Below are 17,772 nucleotides of genomic sequence, written 5' to 3'. Positions count from 1 at the left end.
CCTCCAGCCCGTCCGGCGTACGAGGACCGGGGTCCGGGCGGAGCCCGGGGAACGGTGGAAGGGCGGGCAGGTCAATCCCCCCCGCCCGGGGCTCGCGCGGCGGGGAGTGTCAGAGCGGGCGGCTAGCCTTTTCACGTGTCCGCGCGTCCGTCCGTCCCCCCGGCCCTGCCGCCCTCGCCGCCCGCAAAAGCGCCGCAGGCACCGGCAGCAGCGGTCCTCACCGATCCCGAGCAGCTCAAGGAGCTCCTGGGGATCCCCTTCACGCCCGAACAGATGGCCTGCGTCACCGCTCCGCCCGCCCCGCAGGTCATCGTGGCCGGAGCCGGCTCCGGCAAGACCACCGTCATGGCCGCCCGCGTGGTCTGGCTGGTCGGCACGGGCGCGGTCGCGCCCGAGCAGGTCCTCGGCCTGACCTTCACCAACAAGGCCGCCGGCGAGCTGGCCGAGCGCGTACGGACCGCCCTCGCGCGGGCCGGGATCAGCGATCCGGACCCCTCCCCGGCCGAGGCCGACGCCGCGGGCGGCGAGCCGCGCATCTCCACGTACCACGCCTTCGCCGGACAGCTCCTCAAGGACCACGGCCTGCGCATCGGCCTGGAACCCAGCTCCCGGCTGCTCGCCGACGCCACCCGCTTCCAGCTCGCCGCCCGCGTGCTCCGCGAGGCCCCCGGCCCCTACCCGGCCCTCACCAAATCCGTTCCGGACCTGGTCAGCGATCTGCTCGCGCTCGACGGGGAGCTCTCCGAGCACCTCGTACCGCCGGAGCGGCTGCGCGCGTACGACACGGAGCTCCTCTCCGCCCTCGCGGACGTGAAGCTCAGCAACGAGGATCTCCGCAAGGTCCCGGAAACCGTCCGCGGCCGGCTCGAACTCCTCGAGCTGGTCTCCCGCTACCGCGCCGCCAAACGCTCCCGCGACCTGCTCGACTTCGGCGACCAGATAGCCCTCTCCGCGCAGCTCGCCACCACCCGCCCCGAGGTGGGCGCCCTGCTGCGCGAGGAGTTCCGCGTCGTCCTGCTCGACGAGTACCAGGACACCTCGGTCGCGCAGCGACTGCTGCTGTCCGGGCTGTTCGGCGCGGGCACCGGGCACGCCGTGACCGCCGTCGGCGACCCCTGCCAGGCCATCTACGGCTGGCGCGGCGCCTCGGTGGCCAACCTCGACGATTTCCCCGAGCACTTCCCCTACGCCGACGGCCGCCCCGCCACCCGCTTCTCCCTCAGCGAGAACCGGCGCAGCGGCGGCCGTCTCCTGGACCTGGCCAACGACCTCGCCGCCCCGCTGCGCGCCATGCACGAGGGGGTCGAGGCCCTGCGCCCCGCACCGGGCGCGGAGCGCGACGGCTCCGTCCGGTGCGCGCTGCTGGAGACCCATGCCCAGGAGCTCGACTGGATCGGCGACTCCATCGCCCACCTGGTCCGTACGGGAACCGAGCCGCGCGAGATCGCCGTACTGTGCCGCTCGGGCGGGGACTTCGCGCGGATCCAGGCGGTCCTCGTCGAGCGGGACGTCCCGGTCGAGGTGGTCGGCCTGTCCGGGCTGCTCCACCTCCCGGAGGTCGCGGACCTCGTCTCCGTCTGCGAGGTCCTCCAGGACCCGGGCGCCAATGCCGCGCTCGTCCGGCTGCTCATCGGGCCGCGCTGGCGGATCGGCGCCCGCGACCTGGCCCTGCTGGGCCGCCGCGCGCGCACCCTGATCTCCCGCGCCCCGTCCTCCTCCGACGACGACCGCCTCGCGGCAGCCGTGGAGGGCGTGGACCCGGCGGAGATCGTGTCGCTGGCCGACGCCCTCGAAACCTTCCTGGACGGCGCGGGCCAGTCCGCCCCCGACCAGCTGCCCTTCTCCGCAGCCGCCCGGGTCCGCTTCGCGCACCTCGCCCAGGAACTGCGCGACCTGCGCCGTTCCCTCTCGGACCCGCTGATGGACGTCCTGCACCGGGTCCTGTCGACGACCGGCCTCGACGTGGAGCTGGCCTCGTCCCCGCACGCGCTGGCGGCCCGCCGCCGGGAGACCCTGTCGAGCTTCATGGACGTGGCGGCCGGCTTCGCCTCCCTGGACGGCGAGGCCTCCCTCCTCGCCTTCCTCGCCTTCCTGCGCACGGCGGCCCAGTACGAGAAGGGCCTGGACCACGCCCTCCCCGGCGGCGAGAACACGGTCAAGGTCCTCACGGCCCACAAGTCCAAGGGCCTGGAATGGGACGTGGTCGTGGTCCCCGACCTCTCGGCCGGCTCCTTCCCGAAGGAGAAGGCCCCGGAGGCCTGGACCTCGTACCCGAAGGTCCTCCCGTACGCCCTGCGCGGGGACGCGCCGACCCTCCCGCCCACCCCGGAATGGACCTCGCCGGGCCTGCGCGCCTTCAAGTCGGCCCTCAAGTCCCACAAGGCCGTCGAGGAACTCCGCCTCGGCTACGTCACCTTCACCCGCCCGCGCTCCCTCCTCCTGGCCTCGGGCCACTGGTGGGGCCCGACGCAGAAGAAGCGGCGCGGCCCGTCCACGTTCCTGACCTCCCTGTACGAGCACTGCGCCGCGGGCCACGGCGAGATCGAGGCCTGGGCCGACACCCCGGCACCGGACGCCGAGAACCCGGCCCTCTCCACGGACACCACCCCGGACCACTCCTGGCCCCTCCCCCTGGACCCCACCTCCCTCACCCTCCGCCGCCAGGCAGCCACCCTGGTCGAGTCCTACCTCCACCCCCCGAGCCCCGCGGGCGACCCGGCCGCCGCGGGCCATCCGGGAACTCCGGGCCACCGGGGCCGCGGGGGCGCCGCGGGCTATCCGGGAACTCCGGGCCACGGGGGCGCCGCGGGCTACCAGGGGACCCCGGACGACCCGGAGTACCGGGCCTCCGAGAACCACCGGACCTCCCCGGAGGACCCCTACCTCTGGCCCCCGCACTGCGAAGACCCCGCCTACGACGAGGAGCCCCCGGCCCCCTGGCCGGACCCGGCCGACGAACCGGCGCCCACGCCCCTCCCGTGGCCGAACCCGGCCGACGAGCCTGCGGCTACGCCCCTCCCGTGGCCGAACCCGGCCGACGGAGCCGCAGTGGCGGACCCGGCTGATGAACCGGCCGCCGCGGAGGCCGCCCGGCCGGAGGCCGGGGCAGGCCGGGGCAGGGCCGTGCCCGCCGCCGCAGGCGGAACCCCGCAGGGGGTCCGGGGCACAGCCCCGGTTTCGGGAAGGGGCGGGGTGGGGGAAGAAGAAGCCCCCCCGACCCCGGACGACCTGTGGCCGGAGGCCGAGTACCGGGCCGCGCCCGGGCCGCACCCGACCGAGCCCGCCGACGCCCTGTGGCCCGAGGACGGCAACGGAGCCGAGCCCAAACCCCGCCCGCGCGCCACCGCGCCCGGTGGCGAAGACGACCTGTGGCCCGGGGACGGACCTGGGGGCGACGACGGGCCCGCTCCCCGCCCGCGCCCCGCCGCGCCCGCGCCCGACGGCGACGACCTGTGGCTGGAGGACGAAGCCCGCCCGTACCCGTCCGCGCCCGCTGATGACCTGTGGCCGGAGGACGAGGACCTGGCCCGGGCCAGGCCCCGCCCGCGCCCCGCCGCGCCCGCCGACGACCTGTGGCCGGAGGACGAGGCAGGGGCCGGGGACGGCGGCTGGGCCGCGGCCCAGCCCCGACGCCGCCCCGCGCCGCCAGGCCGCCCCGGCGACCCGTGGTCGGAGGCCGGCCCCAACCCCGGCCCCCTCACCCCCGAGGACGCACGGGCCATCGCCTCCTGGGACCGCGACCTCGACGCCCTGGAGGGCGAGCTCCGCCGCGCCCGCGAGGCCGTCCGCGACGTGGAGCTCCCGTCCGCGCTCTCCGCCAGCCAGCTGCTGCGCCTCGCCTCCGACGAGCAGGGCTTCGTACGCGACCTCGCCCGCCCCATGCCCAAGCCCCCGCAGCCCGCCGCCCGCCAGGGCACCCGGTTCCACGCCTGGGTGGAGTCCCGCTTCGACGAGCTTCCGCTGCCCCACCTCGACGTCCTCGACCCCCTCACGGACCTCCCCGGAGCCCAGCCCCCGGGAGGCGACGGCTCCGACCAGGACATCGCCGACGAGGCCGACCTCGACTCCCTCAAGGCCGCCTTCGAGCGCAGCCCGTACGCCGACCGGACCCCGTACCGCATGGAGGTCCCGGTCCAGCTGACCCTCGCGGGCCGGGTGATCCGCGGCCGGATCGACGCCGTCTACCGGACCCCGGACGAGGCGGGCGACGGCGACGGCGGGGGCTACGAGATCGTCGACTGGAAGACCGGCCGCACCACCGAGGCCGACCCCCTCCAGCTGGCCGTCTATCGCCTGGCCTGGGCGGAAGCCACGAACACCCCCCTCGACCGGGTCACGGCCGTGTTCCTGCACGTCCGCAGCGGCCGCGTCATCCGCCCCCGCAACCTCCCCGACCGCGCTCGTCTTGAGCAGATCCTCCAAGGCAAAACGGACACGGAAAGCGACCATCGAACGGACGGCTAGGCTCGTGGCCATGAGCGACATCCCGGCGGACAGCGTCGTCCGTACGTACATCGACACCCACCGCGCGGCCTTCCTCGACGACCTCGCCGACTGGCTCCGCATCCCCTCCGTCTCGGCCCAGCCCGAGCATGCGGACGACGTACGGCGCAGCGCCGACTGGCTGGCCGCGAAGCTCAAGGAGACCGGTTTCCCGGTCACCGAGGTCTGGCAGACGGCCGGCGCCCCCGCAGTCTTCGCCGAATGGCCGAGCGAGGACCCCGCGGCCCCCACCGTCCTCGTCTACGGGCACCACGACGTGCAGCCCGCCGCCGTCGCCGACGGCTGGCACACCGACCCGTTCGAGCCGGTGATCAAGGACGGCCGGATGTACGGGCGCGGCGCCGCCGACGACAAGGGGCAGGTCTTCTTCCACACCCTCGGCGTCCGGGCCCACCTCGCCGCGACCGGGGCGTCCGCCCCCGCCGTGCACCTCAAGCTGATCGTCGAGGGCGAGGAGGAGTCCGGTTCCCCGCACTTCCGCGCCCTCGTGGAGCGCGAGGCGGCCCGCCTTGCCGCCGATGTCGTGATCGTCTCCGACACCGGCATGTGGTCCGAGACCACTCCCACCGTCTGCACCGGCATGCGCGGCGTCGCCGACTGCGAGATCGACCTGTTCGGACCCGATCAGGACATCCACTCCGGTGCCTTCGGCGGTGCCGTGCCGAATCCGGCCACCGTCGCCGCCCGCCTCGTCGCGGCCCTGCACGACGCGGACGAGCGGGTCACGATCCCCGGCTTCTACGACAACATCGCCGAGCTCACGGACGCGGAGCGCGAGCTGATCGCCGAGCTCCCCTTCGACGAGGCCGAGTGGCTCCGTACGGCCAAGTCGTACGCGGCTTCGGGCGAGGCCGGCTACTCCACGCTGGAGCGCGTCTGGGCCCGCCCGACCGCCGAGGTCAACGGCATCGGCGGCGGCTACCAGGGGCCCGGCGGCAAGACCATCGTGCCCGCCTCGGCGCACCTGAAGCTGTCGTTCCGCCTGGTCTCCGGGCAGGACCCGTACGAGGTCGAGACGGCCGTCACGGCCTGGGTCGCGGAGCGCGTCCCGGCCGGAATCCGGCATTCCATCACCTTCGGCGCCCCGACCCGGCCGTGCCTGACCCCGCTGGACCACCCGGCGCTGCAGTCGGTCGTCCGCGCCATGAGCCGGGCCTTCGGCCAGAAGGTCCGCTTCACCCGCGAAGGCGGTTCGGGTCCGGCGGCCGACCTCCAGGACGTGCTGAACGCCCCCGTCCTCTTCCTCGGGATCTCCGTACCCTCCGACGGCTGGCACTCGCCGAACGAGAAGGTCGAGCTCGACCTGCTCACCAAGGGGGTCGAGACGGCCGCCTACCTCTGGGGCGACCTGGCCGCCCACTGGAAGCCGGCGTCCGCTTGAGGACGCCACACAAGCCCCACCCGCCCCACACGCCACCGCACACCCGTCCGTCCTGCTGAGCCTGCCTGTGTCCCACCACCGGGGGAGTTGGAAGTACCTGTGAGCACCCATACCGAGTCCGAGCGTCCGATCTCGCTGGCCGCGCCCAGCGGAATCGACCGCGCCGCGCACCACCGCCTCGACGAGGCGTGGCTCGCCGCGGCCTGGAGCCACCCCAGCACCCGCGTCTTCGTCGTCTCGGGCGGCCAGGTCCTGATCGACGACACCCCCGACGGCGGCACCGCGATCGTGATGACCCCGGCCTTCGAGGCCCCGGTCACCGAGACCCACCGGTACTTCCTGGGGACCGACGAGGACGGCGTACGGTACTTCGCGCTGCAGAAGGACTCGCTGCCCGGCCGCATGGACCAGTCGGCCCGCCCGGCCGGTCTGCGCGAGGCCGGAATGCTGCTCTCCGCGCGGGACGCGGGGCTGATGGTGCACGCGGTGGCGCTGGAGAACTGGCAGCGCATGCACCGCTTCTGCTCCCGCTGCGGCGAGCGCACGGTGGTCGCCGCGGCCGGGCACATCCGCCGCTGCCCGGGCTGCGGGGCCGAGCACTACCCGCGGACCGACCCGGCGGTGATCATGCTGGTCACGGACGACCAGGACCGCGCGCTGCTGGGCCGCCAGGTGCACTGGCCGGAGGGCCGCTTCTCCACCCTCGCGGGGTTCGTCGAACCGGGCGAGTCGATCGAGCAGTCCGTCATCCGGGAGGTCTGGGAGGAGGCGGGCGTCAAGGTCGGCGAGGTCGACTACATCGCCAGCCAGCCCTGGCCGTTCCCGTACAGCCTGATGCTGGGCTTCACGGCGCGCGCCGTCACCTTCGACATCACGGTCGACGGCGACGAGATCCAGGAGGCCCGCTGGTTCTCCCGCGACGACCTGCGCACGGCGATCGAGGCCGGCGAGGTCCTCCCGCCGGCGGGCATCTCCATCGCGGCCCGCCTGGTCGAGCTCTGGTACGGCAAGCCCCTCCCGAAGCCGGTCACGACCGGCTGACCGGCCCCGCCCGTCCATCGGCCGCACCGACGAAGGCCCCCGCTCCGGCGGGGGCCTTCGTCCGTCGGTCGTCCGTCCGTCAGGTCATGTTCAGGTACGGCAGGGGACCGGCCGGCTGCGCGGCGGTCACCCGGCGGATGACCGCGAGCGCGAGGAGCGCGCACAGGATGTTGAGGCCCTCGTCGACCGGGTTGCGGTAGTCCGTCTGGTGGAGCACCAGGAGGTGGAAGACGACGGAGAGCGGGCCGTCGAGGAGCCAGACGAACCACCAGGCGTTGATCAGCCAGGCGTCGCGGGGCGGGCCGCCGGCCCGGTGGATGTCGAGGGTGATGCGACGCGGCACCCACCACATGGCGAGCGGAATGATCCAGGCGCCGAGGGCGAAGCCGGGGGCGTACTTGTGGCTGCCCGGTGCGAGCACCTCGGCGTTGCCGCGGACGCGGCGGAACCAGAAGAGGAACGAGATCCAGCACGCCACCTGGAGCACGGCCGGGAAGGGGACCATGTCCTCGGCGAGCCAGGGCGAGTCCTTGCCGCCGGTCGCGATGACGTAGACGTCGGTCAGGGCCGAGGTGGCGATCAGCGACTGGGCGACGAGGGCCGGTCCGGCCGGGTTGCGGAACAGGTGGCGGGGCCCGCGTACGGCTGCCTCCCCCACGGGCACGTTGTACTGGCTCATGCCTGCTCCCCCCGGAGCGCGCTGCCGCCGCCGGTCAGCCGGTCGAGGCGCAGGCGCTGGGCTTCGGTCAGCCGGAGGCCTTCCGCGGCGAGGTTCTCCTCCAGGTGCGCGATCCGCGTCGTGCCCGGGATCGGGAGGACCACCGGCGAGTGGCCCAGGAGCCAGGCGAGCGCGACCTGCGTGGGGGTGGCTCCGGCCTCGGCGGCCACGGCGGCGATCTCGGCGGTCGCCCCGGACCGTCCCCAGGCCACGGTGGCCCAGGGCAGGAACGCGATGCCGGCCGCCTCGCAGGCGGCGAGCACGGGCTCGTGCTCCCGGTCGAGCAGGTTGTAGCGGTTCTGCACGCTCGCGATGTCGACGATCTCCCGGGCGGCGGCGAGTTCGCCGACGGTGACCTCCGACAGCCCGATCCGGCCGATCTTGCCCTCGGTGCGCAGGTCCCGCAGCGTGCCGATCTGGTCGGCGAGGGGCGTCTGCGGGTCGAGGCGGTGCAGCTGGAGCAGCTCGATCCGCTCGACGCGCAGCCGGCGCAGCGCCTGCTCGACCTGCTCGCGCAGCGCGGCCGGCCGCGCGTCCTGCATCCACTCGCCCGACGGGACCGAGCGGCCGATCCCGACCTTGGTGGTGACGTGGACCCCGTCCGGGTACGGGTGCAGGGCCTCGGCCAGCAGCTCCTCGTTGGCGCCCCAGCCGTACATGTAGGCGGTGTCGATCAGCGTGATGCCCAGCTCGACGGCCCGCCGGGCCACCGCGAGAGCATTCTCACGGTCCGGGCCGGGGTCCGTGGGCAAGCGCATGGCCCCGAAACCGAGCCTGCGCACTTCCAGATCCCCGCCGATGCGGAACACGGTCGTACTCACGTGTTGGTTCCTCCCCCTTGATCAATGTGATCAAGGGGCCACGCTAACAGGCCAGTTGGCGGCTCCCCGCAACGCAGAAGCCCCCGCCGGGGCGGGGGCTTTCCGTGCGTGGGGCTCAGCACATCAGACGGCGAGGGCCTGCTTGACCTGGGCCAGGCTCGGGTTCGTCATGACCGACTCGCTGCCCGCGGAGGAGGTGACGAGGACGGTGGGAACCGTCTGGTTTCCGCCGTTCGCCTTCTCCACGAACGCCGCGGACTCGGGGTCGAGCTCGATGTTGATCTCGGTGTAGGCGATGCCCTCCCGGTCCAGCTGCTTCTTCAGCCGGTTGCAGTAGCCGCACCAGGTCGTGCTGTACATCGTGACGGTGCCCGTGTCCTGCATGCTGCGCTCTCCTCTGTGAAGGCTCGTTGGTCCGAGTACTCGAACGTACGGGACCGCGCGGCCATTCCCGGGCCCCGCTTTTCGCGCCGGTACGACCGGCGGGGCGGGCCTGTGGACAAGTTTCCCGCCCCCCTCACGAGACCTGGCAGCATGGCAGGGTGACATCAGCAACGCACTCCTCATCCCTCACGCCCGGCGCGGACTCGGCCGACGCGGTGCTCCTGGGCCTCGACCCGGAGCAGCGCGAGGTAGCGACGACCCTGCGCGGGCCGGTGTGCGTGCTCGCGGGCGCCGGCACGGGCAAGACCCGGGCGATCACCCACCGCATCGCCTACGGGGTCCGTTCCGGCCAGCTGATGCCGGCGAGCGTGCTGGCCGTCACGTTCACCAACCGCGCCGCGGGCGAGATGCGCGGCCGCCTGCGCGAGCTGGGCGCGGGCGGGGTGCAGGCGCGCACCTTCCACTCCGCCGCCCTGCGCCAGCTCCAGTACTTCTGGCCCAAGGCGGTCGGCGGCGACGTGCCCCGGCTGCTGGAGCGCAAGATCCAGTTCGTCGCCGAGGCGGGCGCGCGCTGCCGCATCCGCCTCGACCGGGGCGAGCTGCGCGACGTCACCGGCGAGATCGAGTGGGCGAAGGTCACGCAGACGGTCCCCGCCGACTACCCGGCGGCCGCCCGCAAGGCCGGCCGGGAGGCCCCCCGGGACCTCGCCGAGATCGCCCAGATCTACGGGACGTACGAGCAGCTGAAGCGCGACCGCGGCATGATCGACTTCGAGGACGTGCTGCTCCTCACCGTCGGCATCCTGCAGGACCGCCACGACATCGCCGAACAGATCCGCACCCAGTACCAGCACTTCGTCGTCGACGAGTACCAGGACGTCAGCCCGCTCCAGCAGCGGCTGCTGGACCTCTGGCTCGGCGAGCGCGACACCCTCTGCGTGGTCGGCGACGCCAGCCAGACGATCTACTCCTTCACCGGCGCCACCCCCGACCACCTGCTGAACTTCCGCACCAAGTACCCGCAGGCCACCCTGGTCAAGCTGGTCCGCGACTACCGCTCCACCCCCCAGGTGGTCCACCTCGCCAACGGGCTCCTCGCCCAGGCCAAGGGCCGCGCCGCCGAGCACCGCCTGGAGCTGGTCTCCCAGCGCGAGACCGGCCCCGACCCGGTCTACGCCGAGTACACCGACGAGCCCGCCGAGGCCGAGGGCATCGCCCACCGGGTCCGCGACCTCGTCGCGGCCGGCGTCCCGGCGGGGGAGATCGCCGTCCTCTACCGGATCAACGCCCAGTCCGAGGTCTACGAGCAGGCCCTCGCCGACGCCGGAGTCCCCTACCAGCTGCGCGGAGCCGAGCGCTTCTTCGAGCGCGCCGAGGTCCAGAAGGCGATCCTCGCCCTGCGCGGAGCCGCCCGTTCCGGCGGCAATGACCGGCTGCTCGACGACGTCGTGGAGCTCGGATCCCAGGTCCGCGCCGTGCTCAGCTCCACCGGCTGGAGCAGCGAACCGCCCGCCGGCTCCGGAGCCGTCCGCGACCAGTGGGAATCGCTGGCCGCGCTGGTCCGGCTCGCCGAGGACTTCGCCCGCAGCCGGCCGTCCGCGACCCTCGCCGACCTGACGGTCGAGCTGGACGAGCGCAAGGCCGCCCAGCACGCCCCGACCGTCCAGGGCGTCACCCTCGCCTCGCTGCACGCGGCGAAGGGTCTGGAGTGGGACGCGGTGTTCCTCGTGGGCCTGACCGACGGCATGATCCCGATCACCTATGCGAAGACCGACGAGCAGGTCGAGGAGGAGCGCCGGCTGCTCTATGTCGGCGTCACCCGCGCCCGGCACCACCTGACGCTTTCCTGGGCCCTCTCCCGGACTCCGGGCGGCCGGGGGTCCCGACGCCCCAGCCGCTTCCTGAACGGCCTGAGGCCGGGCTCCCTGGCGCCGGGAAGCAGGCCGGGCGGTCCCGTCGAGCCCGGGGCCCGCAAGCGGGGCCGCCGCGGCCCGGCCGTGTGCCGGGTCTGCCGCAAGACGCTGACCGACGCCGGCGAGCTGAAACTGATGCGCTGCGAGGACTGCCCTTCGGACATGGACGAAGGGCTCTACGAGCGACTGCGCGACTGGCGCGCCGTCCAGGCGAAGGAGCAGGGGATGCCCGGCTACTGCGTCTTCACGGACAAGACGCTGATGGCCATCGCGGAGGCCGCACCCTCGCAGGAGGGAGAGCTCTCGATGATCTCCGGCGTGGGCGCCCGGAAGCTCGAGCGGTACGGAGCCGACGTGCTGGCCATCTGTGCAGGTGGGGAGCCCGGGACGGAAGATCCTGACGACGCGTAGAAACTCGTCGGAAAAATAGTTTGCACATGTCCAGCACGGCCCCATAGGTTCTTAGCAACGGAAACGGTGGCTTCTCCGAAGCCCCTGATCCGTGCTGTACTTATCCGAATACGCATGGGATCAGGCCTCCGGGCCGAAGTCCCCGAGACGCCGAGAGGAGGCGAGATCAGTGACCAGCTTCATCACCACCACCAAAATGACCGATCGCTCGGTCGCCGCTTCCTGCACGCTCGGCTCCTCCACGCTCCTCGCCCTCACGGGTACCGGTCTCCCGGGTACCGGTCTGTCCGCCATCTGCGCTGACAGCCCCGTCCTGCCCGCCGCGCTCATTGCGCAGCCGGTCAGTGAGCGCAATGAGCGACGGACCAAGGCACCGGTGGCAGTACTGGCAGCAGAAGCCCAGGCGCATGGCGCCTATGCCTTTGCGGCCGCAGCCGGTGCCGGATCCCAGAAGACGCAGACGAAGAAGCAGCACCACCTGATGTGGGCCTACCGCGGGCTCGAACCCTGGAGTGATCCAGTCTGATCTGACGATCAGACCGGCGCCTTCAGGGCCGCGGAACCCCACCCGGGATCCGCGGCCCTTCTGTTTGTCCCCGAACGGGGACGACGGACCGAAGGGGCGAGGTACCCCAGCCGCCCCCGGCCGACCGGCCGGAACGACTAGACGAACAAGACGAGGAAGAAACCACCGTGCAACTCGAAGCGCACGCCCCGTCCGTACCGAAGACCCAGACCCTCTCCCCGCCCGCAGTCCCGGAGGACTCCACCTTGACTCCCCTCACCGCGCTGACCGCGCTCGACGACGCCATCGAGAACCTCGGCGTGCCCGTCGCCTGTCGCACCTACGACCCCGAGGTCTTCTTCGCCGAGTCCCCGGCCGACGTCGAGTACGCGAAGTCCCTCTGCGGCACCTGCCCGCTGGTCGAGGCCTGCCTCGCCGGTGCGCTGGAGCGCCGCGAGCCCTGGGGTGTCTGGGGAGGCGAGCTCTTCGTCCAGGGTGTCGTCGTCGCCCGGAAGCGTCCCCGTGGCCGTCCGCGCAAGAACCCGGTTGTCGCGGCATGACCGCCAACGGAACCATCGACCGCCCCCTGACGCACGACCCCCTGAAGCAGGCCCTCATGTCCCCCCACGCCACCACGAGCGAGCAGCCGCACGGCTCCGCCACCGCAGACTTCATCACCGCCGGCGCGATCACCTCGCGTCAGAACAGGACCCGCGAAATGCAACTCATCCCAGAAGCCATGGCTCGTGCCCATATGGACGACCGCATGCGTGAGGTCGACGCCGAGCGTCGCGCCGTACGCCTGGTCGCCGCGCGGCGCATGCAGCGTCGAGCCGAGCGCGTCTCGCTGCGCGCCCGGCGCGCGCTGGCCATGGCCGTCATGCACTAAGAGAGAGCTGGAGACGGCTCGGAAGAAACCACCGGAGGGACCGGCCCGAACGGGCCGGTCCCTCCGGTGCGTTGCGGACCGCCCACCGGCCCCGCGGGGATATCGTCTGGAGGTGGACCAGCCGACTCCCCGCCCGGCACCGCCGGGAACCGAGGCCCCGTCCGTCGTCTGCGCGCGCTGCGGCGCCCAGTCACCGGCCGGCGCCCCGCCCACCTGGACCTGCTCCGTGGAGAACGGGACCAGACAGTACTTCTGCGTCGACTGCGCGCGTGCGAACCTCCGCGCCATCGAAGGCCGCCTCGACTCCGCCTGGTGGTGAGCTCCCGCCCGGGGCCGCCGCCCGCCGCCCTCCGGCTCAGCCCTTTTCGGGCAGGAACCCGGGCAGCCAGGAGTCGAGTTCCTCGCGGAGCCTGACCGTCGCGCCCAGCTGACACAGCACCCCTATGGTGCTCAGCGTCACCCGGTGGATCAGCAGGTAGGAGGGCGGCAGATTGATCTGCCGGCCCAACTGGTGCGCGGGGGAGCGGGGGTCGGCGATCCGTGCGGCCTGGCCGCGCAGCCAGGTCCGGGTGAAGGTGAACTCCTCGGCCTCCGCCGGTTCGAGCATCGGCCGCAAGTAGTCGAGCACCGCGTCCGCTTCCAGCTCGATGGACTCGCGTACGAACCCCTCCGTGCGCAGGTGCCCGTAGACGCCCTCGGCATCACCGTCCAGCGCCATCCGCAGCGACCGGCCGATGGGCTTGGGCCAGCCGCCCGGCAGCCGGTCCACCGTCCCGAAGTCCAGTACGCCCAGCCGCGTCCGGCCGTCCGCCCCGGAGATCAGCCGGAAGTTGCCCGGGTGCGGATCGGCGTGCAGCAGCCCGGTGCGCGCGGGGCCGGAGAAGAGGAACCGGGCCAGGAGCTGTCCTGCGCGGTCGCGCTCCTCCGGGGTGCCGTCGGCTATCACCTCCGACAGCGGGGTCCCCTCGATCCAGTCGGTCACCAGCACCTGGTCGCCCTGGTGCACCACGTCGGGGACGACCACGTCCTCGTCGCCGTCGAAGGCGTCCGCGTGCGTCCGCTGGGCCTCGGCCTCCAGCTCGTAGTCCAGCTCCTCCGAGACCCGGTCGCGCAGCTCCTTGATCAAGGGCTTGATGTCCATGCCCGGGATCAGCGGCCCCAGCAGTCCCGCGAACCGGCTCAGCTGCTTCAGGTCCGACAGCAGGGCCTCGCCGGCCCCCGGGTACTGGACCTTGACCGCCACCGGCCGGCCGTCGTGCCACACCGCCCGGTGCACCTGCCCGATCGAGGCAGCCGCCGCGGGCTTGTCCTCGAACTCCTCGAACAGCTCCCGCCAGTCCGCGCCGAGCCGCTCCGACAACACCTGGTGCACGGTGGCCGCGGGCAGCGGCGGGGCCGCCTCCTGAAGCTTCGTCAGCGCGGCGCGGTAGGGCCCGGCGACCTCCTCGGGCAGCGCCGACTCGAAGACCGAGAGCGCCTGGCCGAACTTCATGGCGCCCCCCTTCAGCTCTCCCAGCACACGGAACAGCTGCTCGGCGGTGCGCTGCTGGAGCTCGCGCGCCACTATCTCCGCCGACTTGCCGCCGATCCGCTTGCCGAGCCCCCAGGTGGCCCGGCCCGCTATGCCGAGCGGCAGCGCGGCCAGCTTGACGGTACGAGTGACCGCCTTCCGGGGAAGATCAGACATGCGCCCCTCCAATTCCCAGACAGCTGAGCCGCAAGCGGCGGTCCGGGGGAGTCCCCCGAAGGCCTTCCCGGCCAAAAGCATCCTGTCATGACCCCCGGCCCTCGCCCCCTCCGCATGCCCTGCCGCTCCAGTCCGGCGCGAGGGGGGAATCCACCGGTCGGCGGACGGCGGCCGCCCCGGTGGGCCAGCATGGACGGACGGCGGGCCGCGTTCGGGTGGTGGAGGTGCTGGGGGATGGCGGGACGGGGACCTTCGAGGCAGGAGCTGATCCGGCGACACCGTTCCGGCGGCTTCATCGGCAGACAGAGCGAGGTGAACGCCTTCCGCGACGCCCTCCGCCAGCCCCCGGAGGAGGCGGCGCAGTTCCTCTTCCACGTCCGGGGCCCGGCGGGAGTCGGCAAGTCGACCCTGATCCGGCACCTGGAGACCATCGCCCGCGAAGGCGGGGCGGTCACCGCGTACGCGGACGAGTCGGTCGCCGACGTCGTCGAGACCATGGAAGCGGTCAGCGCTCAGTTCGCCCAGCGCGGCCTGCCCATGAAGAGCTTCGACAAGCTGCTGGCCACCTACCGCCAGCGCCGGCACGAGGCCGACGCGGGAGTCCTCACGGCCGTGTCGGGGGCCGACCCGGCGGCGGGAGGTGCCCCGCCGCCGTCCCCGTCCAGCGTGGTCGCCTCGCAGCTGGGCCTGGCCGGACTCGGGATGATCCCGGGAGTCGGCGCCTTCACCGGAGCCGTTGACCCGAACCAGATCGCCGCCGGTGCGGACCGGGTCAAGGCCCTCCTCAGCACCCGCCTGCGCAACCACGGCGACGTCGAGCTGGTCCTCTCTCCGCTGGACACGCTGACCCCGGTGTTCCTCGAAGAGCTCGCCGAGGTGGCCCGCAAGCACCCGTGGATCGTGCTCTTCTTCGACACCTACGAGCGCACCGGACCCATGCTGGACACCTGGCTCCGCGACGTGCTCGGCAGCGAACGCTACGGGGAGTTCCCCGCGAACGTCCTGGTCGTCCTGGCCGGCCAGTCGAAGCTGGCCGCCCGCACCTGGGAAGACTGGCACGACCTGGTCACCGACTGGCCCCTGGAGGTCTTCACCGAGACCGAGGCGCGCCGCCTCCTCACCGGAAAGGGAGTCACCGACGAGCGGGTCGTCGAGGTGATCCTGCGCCTGTCGGGCCGGCTCCCGGTCCTGGTCTCCACCCTGGCCGAGACGCAGCCGGGCACGGTGGAGGAGCTGGAGGAGATCGGGGACCCGAGCGGCACCGCCGTCGAGCGGTTCCTGAAGTGGGTGCCCGACCCCGCCCACCGCGCTGCCGCCCTGGCCTGCGCGTTCCCGCAGGAACTGGACGAGGACGTCTACCGGGCGGCCGTCGAGGAGGAGGCGGTCGAACTCTTCGGCTGGCTCCGGTCGATGCCCTTCGTCACCGACCGCTCCGGCCACTGCCGCTATCACGAGGTGGTCCGCGGCGCGATGCTGCGCCTGCAGCGCAGGCAGTCCCCGATCCGCTGGGAACAGCTCCACACCCGGCTGGCCGACGCCTTCCGGCGGCGCCGCGAGCGCTTGGAGTCGGCCCCGACCCCGTCGGAGGGGTGGTGGTCGGACGAAACCTGGCGCGGCCACCGCCTGCAAGAGGCCTACCACCGCCTCTGCGCGGATCCCCGCACGGCCCTCCCGCCCCTCCTCCGTGACCTGGTCGACGCCTACGACCACGGCATCACCACCCTCCACCGCTGGACGACGACCCTGGCCGCAGCGGCCCGCGACACGGACTCCCCGACCCTGACCCGCTGGTCCCAGGACCTCGGCACGGCCCTGGACCAGCCGGCCCCGGCCAACGCGGCGTTGACGCTGCTCCTGACCCGGGCCGGGCTCGCCCCCGAAGGCCGGGCCTTGGCCCTGACCCTGCGCGGCCGGGACCACCGCCGCGCCGAGGAGTACGCACAGGCCCTGACCGACTACACCGATGCCATCACGGTGAACCCCCAGGCTGAGCGCGCCTACTTCGGACGGGCCCTTACCCACATGCTCACATCGAGCGGCGATGCGGCGATCGTGGACTACACCCGGGCCATCGAGCTCGATCCGAGCCGGGTCTCCAGCCTGGTCAACCGGGGGATGCTGCACCACTGGGCCGACAGCTTCGAGGCAGCCCTCGCCGACTTCGACCTCGCGCTCGCGCTCCTCCCGGACGATCCGACGGTGCTCCGCCGCCGCGGAATCACCTGTCAGTCCATGGCCCGCTACGAGGAATCTCTGGCCGACTTCACGCGGGCGCTCGCCGGTCAACCCGCAGACAGAGCATCGATCTTGAGCGAGCGAGCGGTCACCCTGGAGTCGATGGGGCGCCACGAGGAGGCGTTCGACGATTACCGGCAGGCCATTGAGCTTTCTCCTGACGACGGCTGGGTCTTCATCCGCCGCGGGATCGCGCTGAGGGAGCTGGAGCGGCACGAAGAGGCCCTGGCCGACCTCACGCGGGCGGTCCAACTGAGGCCCGGCGACGCCTGGACCGTCACTTTGAAGGCCGACACGCACCGCAAACTGGGGCAGCACGAGGATGCGCTCGCGGACTACACCAGGGCGGTCGAGCTCGATCCGGGCTCTGGCTGGGCCCACACCGGCCGTGGCGAGGTCTTCCTGTCGCTGGAGCGGTACGACGAGGCCCTGAACGAATTCGGGCACGCCATCGCCCATGAGCCGGACCTGCCGTTGACGTTCCTCGCGCGCGCGATGACGTGGGTGAGGCTCGGTCGGTTCGAGTTGGCTCTCGCGGATTACGACCGCCTTCAAGAGACCAGCCGTGAGCGGGGCTGGGGCATCAGACGGAGAGGGGACTGCCACCGCATGCTCGGCGCGTACGGCGAAGCCCTGGCCGACTACGACCGTGCGGTCGAGCTCCTTCCCGCCAGCGCCTCCACACTCACCGCCCGCGGCCTGCTCCACCGACTGCTCAGCCACTACGACGAGGCGCTCGAGGACCTCGCCCGTTCCATCGAGCTCGATCCCGATGACGCGTGGACGCACTACGAGATGGCCGTGGTCAAGACCGCACTCCGGCACCCGGACCGTGACCACCACCTGACGCGCGTGGTGGAACTGCGGAGCTCTCCGGACGCCGAAGTCCCCAGCGTCCTCGAAGCGGACAGCCTCCTGCTCGCCCACTGCCTGTGGTCGCATTGGGAGCAGGCCGAGCAGCGCCTCGCGGAGTTTCTCGCGGAAGCTCCGGCCCCCGGGCAGCTGAGCGCGCTGATAGTCAACCTCCGCAGCCTCGCCCCCGTGGTCCCCTCGGCCGGGCCCCGCATCGAGCGGTTCTGCCAGATCGTCGAAGGGACGGCCTAGGGGGTGTCCGCAATGTCCTGCCGGCCGCCCGAAGGGCGGCCCCGCGGGGTCTGGTGCGTGCTCTCGGTGTGCCGGGCGGAAGCCTGCGTACTGGACGTACTCGGGATTTCGCCCGGTGCGCCGAGAGCGCGTGCCAGGCGCCGCGGGGCAGGCGGGACTTTGCGGACACCCCCTAGCCCC

General features: G+C 72.8%; 13 protein-coding genes. 9 read left to right on the top strand and 4 right to left on the bottom strand.

Annotation, left to right across the window (positions count from 1 at the left end; all coding sequences use genetic code 11):
• Positions 1–165 precede the first annotated feature (165 nt).
• The 3 genes from ACE1OC_RS14205 to nudC all read left to right on the top strand — a co-directional run bounded on the left by ACE1OC_RS14205 (position 166) and on the right by nudC (position 6,925).
• Positions 166–4,464 (top strand): UvrD-helicase domain-containing protein, encoded by a 4,299-nt coding sequence (locus ACE1OC_RS14205; protein ID WP_407841555.1) that lies wholly within the window; start codon positions 166–168, stop codon positions 4,462–4,464.
• A 10-nt stretch (positions 4,465–4,474) separates the two neighbouring features.
• Entirely contained in the window at positions 4,475–5,884 is a 1,410-nt protein-coding gene (locus ACE1OC_RS14200) for a dipeptidase (RefSeq protein WP_407837315.1), read from the top strand.
• Between the two features lie 87 nt (positions 5,885–5,971).
• A complete protein-coding gene (nudC, locus tag ACE1OC_RS14195; protein ID WP_284716293.1) occupies positions 5,972–6,925 on the top strand; it encodes an NAD(+) diphosphatase in 954 nt (317 codons plus the stop codon).
• A gap of 79 nt (positions 6,926–7,004) precedes the next feature.
• Here nudC and ACE1OC_RS14190 read toward each other — a convergent pair whose 3' ends face one another.
• The 3 genes from ACE1OC_RS14190 to ACE1OC_RS14180 form a co-directional block, all read right to left on the bottom strand.
• A complete protein-coding gene (locus ACE1OC_RS14190; protein WP_407837314.1) occupies positions 7,005–7,604 on the bottom strand; it encodes a DUF4328 domain-containing protein in 600 nt (199 codons plus the stop codon).
• Positions 7,601–8,464: an aldo/keto reductase gene (locus ACE1OC_RS14185; protein WP_407837313.1), complete on the bottom strand. Its 864-nt coding sequence runs from the start codon at positions 8,462–8,464 to the stop codon at positions 7,601–7,603. The genes ACE1OC_RS14190 and ACE1OC_RS14185 overlap by 4 nt, the downstream gene beginning before the upstream one ends.
• Before the next feature lie 123 nt (positions 8,465–8,587).
• On the bottom strand, positions 8,588–8,848 hold the full coding sequence (locus ACE1OC_RS14180; RefSeq protein ID WP_250741801.1) for a mycoredoxin: 261 nt from the start codon (positions 8,846–8,848) through the stop codon (positions 8,588–8,590).
• Positions 8,849–9,006: 158 nt separating this feature from the next.
• Here ACE1OC_RS14180 and ACE1OC_RS14175 point away from each other — a divergent pair, with 158 nt between their 5' ends.
• From ACE1OC_RS14175 to ACE1OC_RS14155, 5 genes are all read left to right on the top strand, one after another.
• Positions 9,007–11,172: an ATP-dependent DNA helicase UvrD2 gene (locus ACE1OC_RS14175; protein ID WP_407837312.1), complete on the top strand. Its 2,166-nt coding sequence runs from the start codon at positions 9,007–9,009 to the stop codon at positions 11,170–11,172.
• A gap of 169 nt (positions 11,173–11,341) precedes the next feature.
• A complete protein-coding gene (locus ACE1OC_RS14170; RefSeq protein WP_250741803.1) occupies positions 11,342–11,698 on the top strand; it encodes a hypothetical protein in 357 nt (118 codons plus the stop codon).
• 167 nt (positions 11,699–11,865) lie between these two features.
• Complete coding sequence (locus ACE1OC_RS14165; protein WP_214949242.1) at positions 11,866–12,237, top strand: WhiB family transcriptional regulator; 372 nt, start codon at positions 11,866–11,868, stop codon at positions 12,235–12,237.
• Positions 12,234–12,566 (top strand): hypothetical protein, encoded by a 333-nt coding sequence (locus ACE1OC_RS14160; RefSeq protein WP_254384046.1) that lies wholly within the window; start codon positions 12,234–12,236, stop codon positions 12,564–12,566. The genes ACE1OC_RS14165 and ACE1OC_RS14160 overlap by 4 nt, the downstream gene beginning before the upstream one ends.
• A gap of 112 nt (positions 12,567–12,678) precedes the next feature.
• Positions 12,679–12,885: a hypothetical protein gene (locus ACE1OC_RS14155; protein WP_250741805.1), complete on the top strand. Its 207-nt coding sequence runs from the start codon at positions 12,679–12,681 to the stop codon at positions 12,883–12,885.
• A 36-nt stretch (positions 12,886–12,921) separates the two neighbouring features.
• Here the strand turns inward: ACE1OC_RS14155 and ACE1OC_RS14150 are convergent, their stop codons facing one another.
• Positions 12,922–14,253, bottom strand: coding sequence for an ABC1 kinase family protein (locus tag ACE1OC_RS14150; RefSeq protein ID WP_407837311.1), 1,332 nt, complete (start codon positions 14,251–14,253; stop codon positions 12,922–12,924).
• A 234-nt stretch (positions 14,254–14,487) separates the two neighbouring features.
• Between ACE1OC_RS14150 and ACE1OC_RS14145 the strand changes: the two genes are divergently transcribed.
• Positions 14,488–17,592, top strand: a complete 3,105-nt coding sequence (locus ACE1OC_RS14145; protein WP_407837310.1) for a tetratricopeptide repeat protein — start codon at positions 14,488–14,490, stop codon at positions 17,590–17,592.
• The last annotated feature ends 180 nt before the right edge of the window (positions 17,593–17,772 follow it).

It is taken from the genome of Streptomyces stoeckheimensis, assembly GCF_045822005.1.
Taxonomy (GTDB): domain Bacteria; phylum Actinomycetota; class Actinomycetes; order Streptomycetales; family Streptomycetaceae; genus Streptomyces; species Streptomyces stoeckheimensis.
This window is presented reverse-complemented; position numbering and strand designations above follow the sequence as displayed.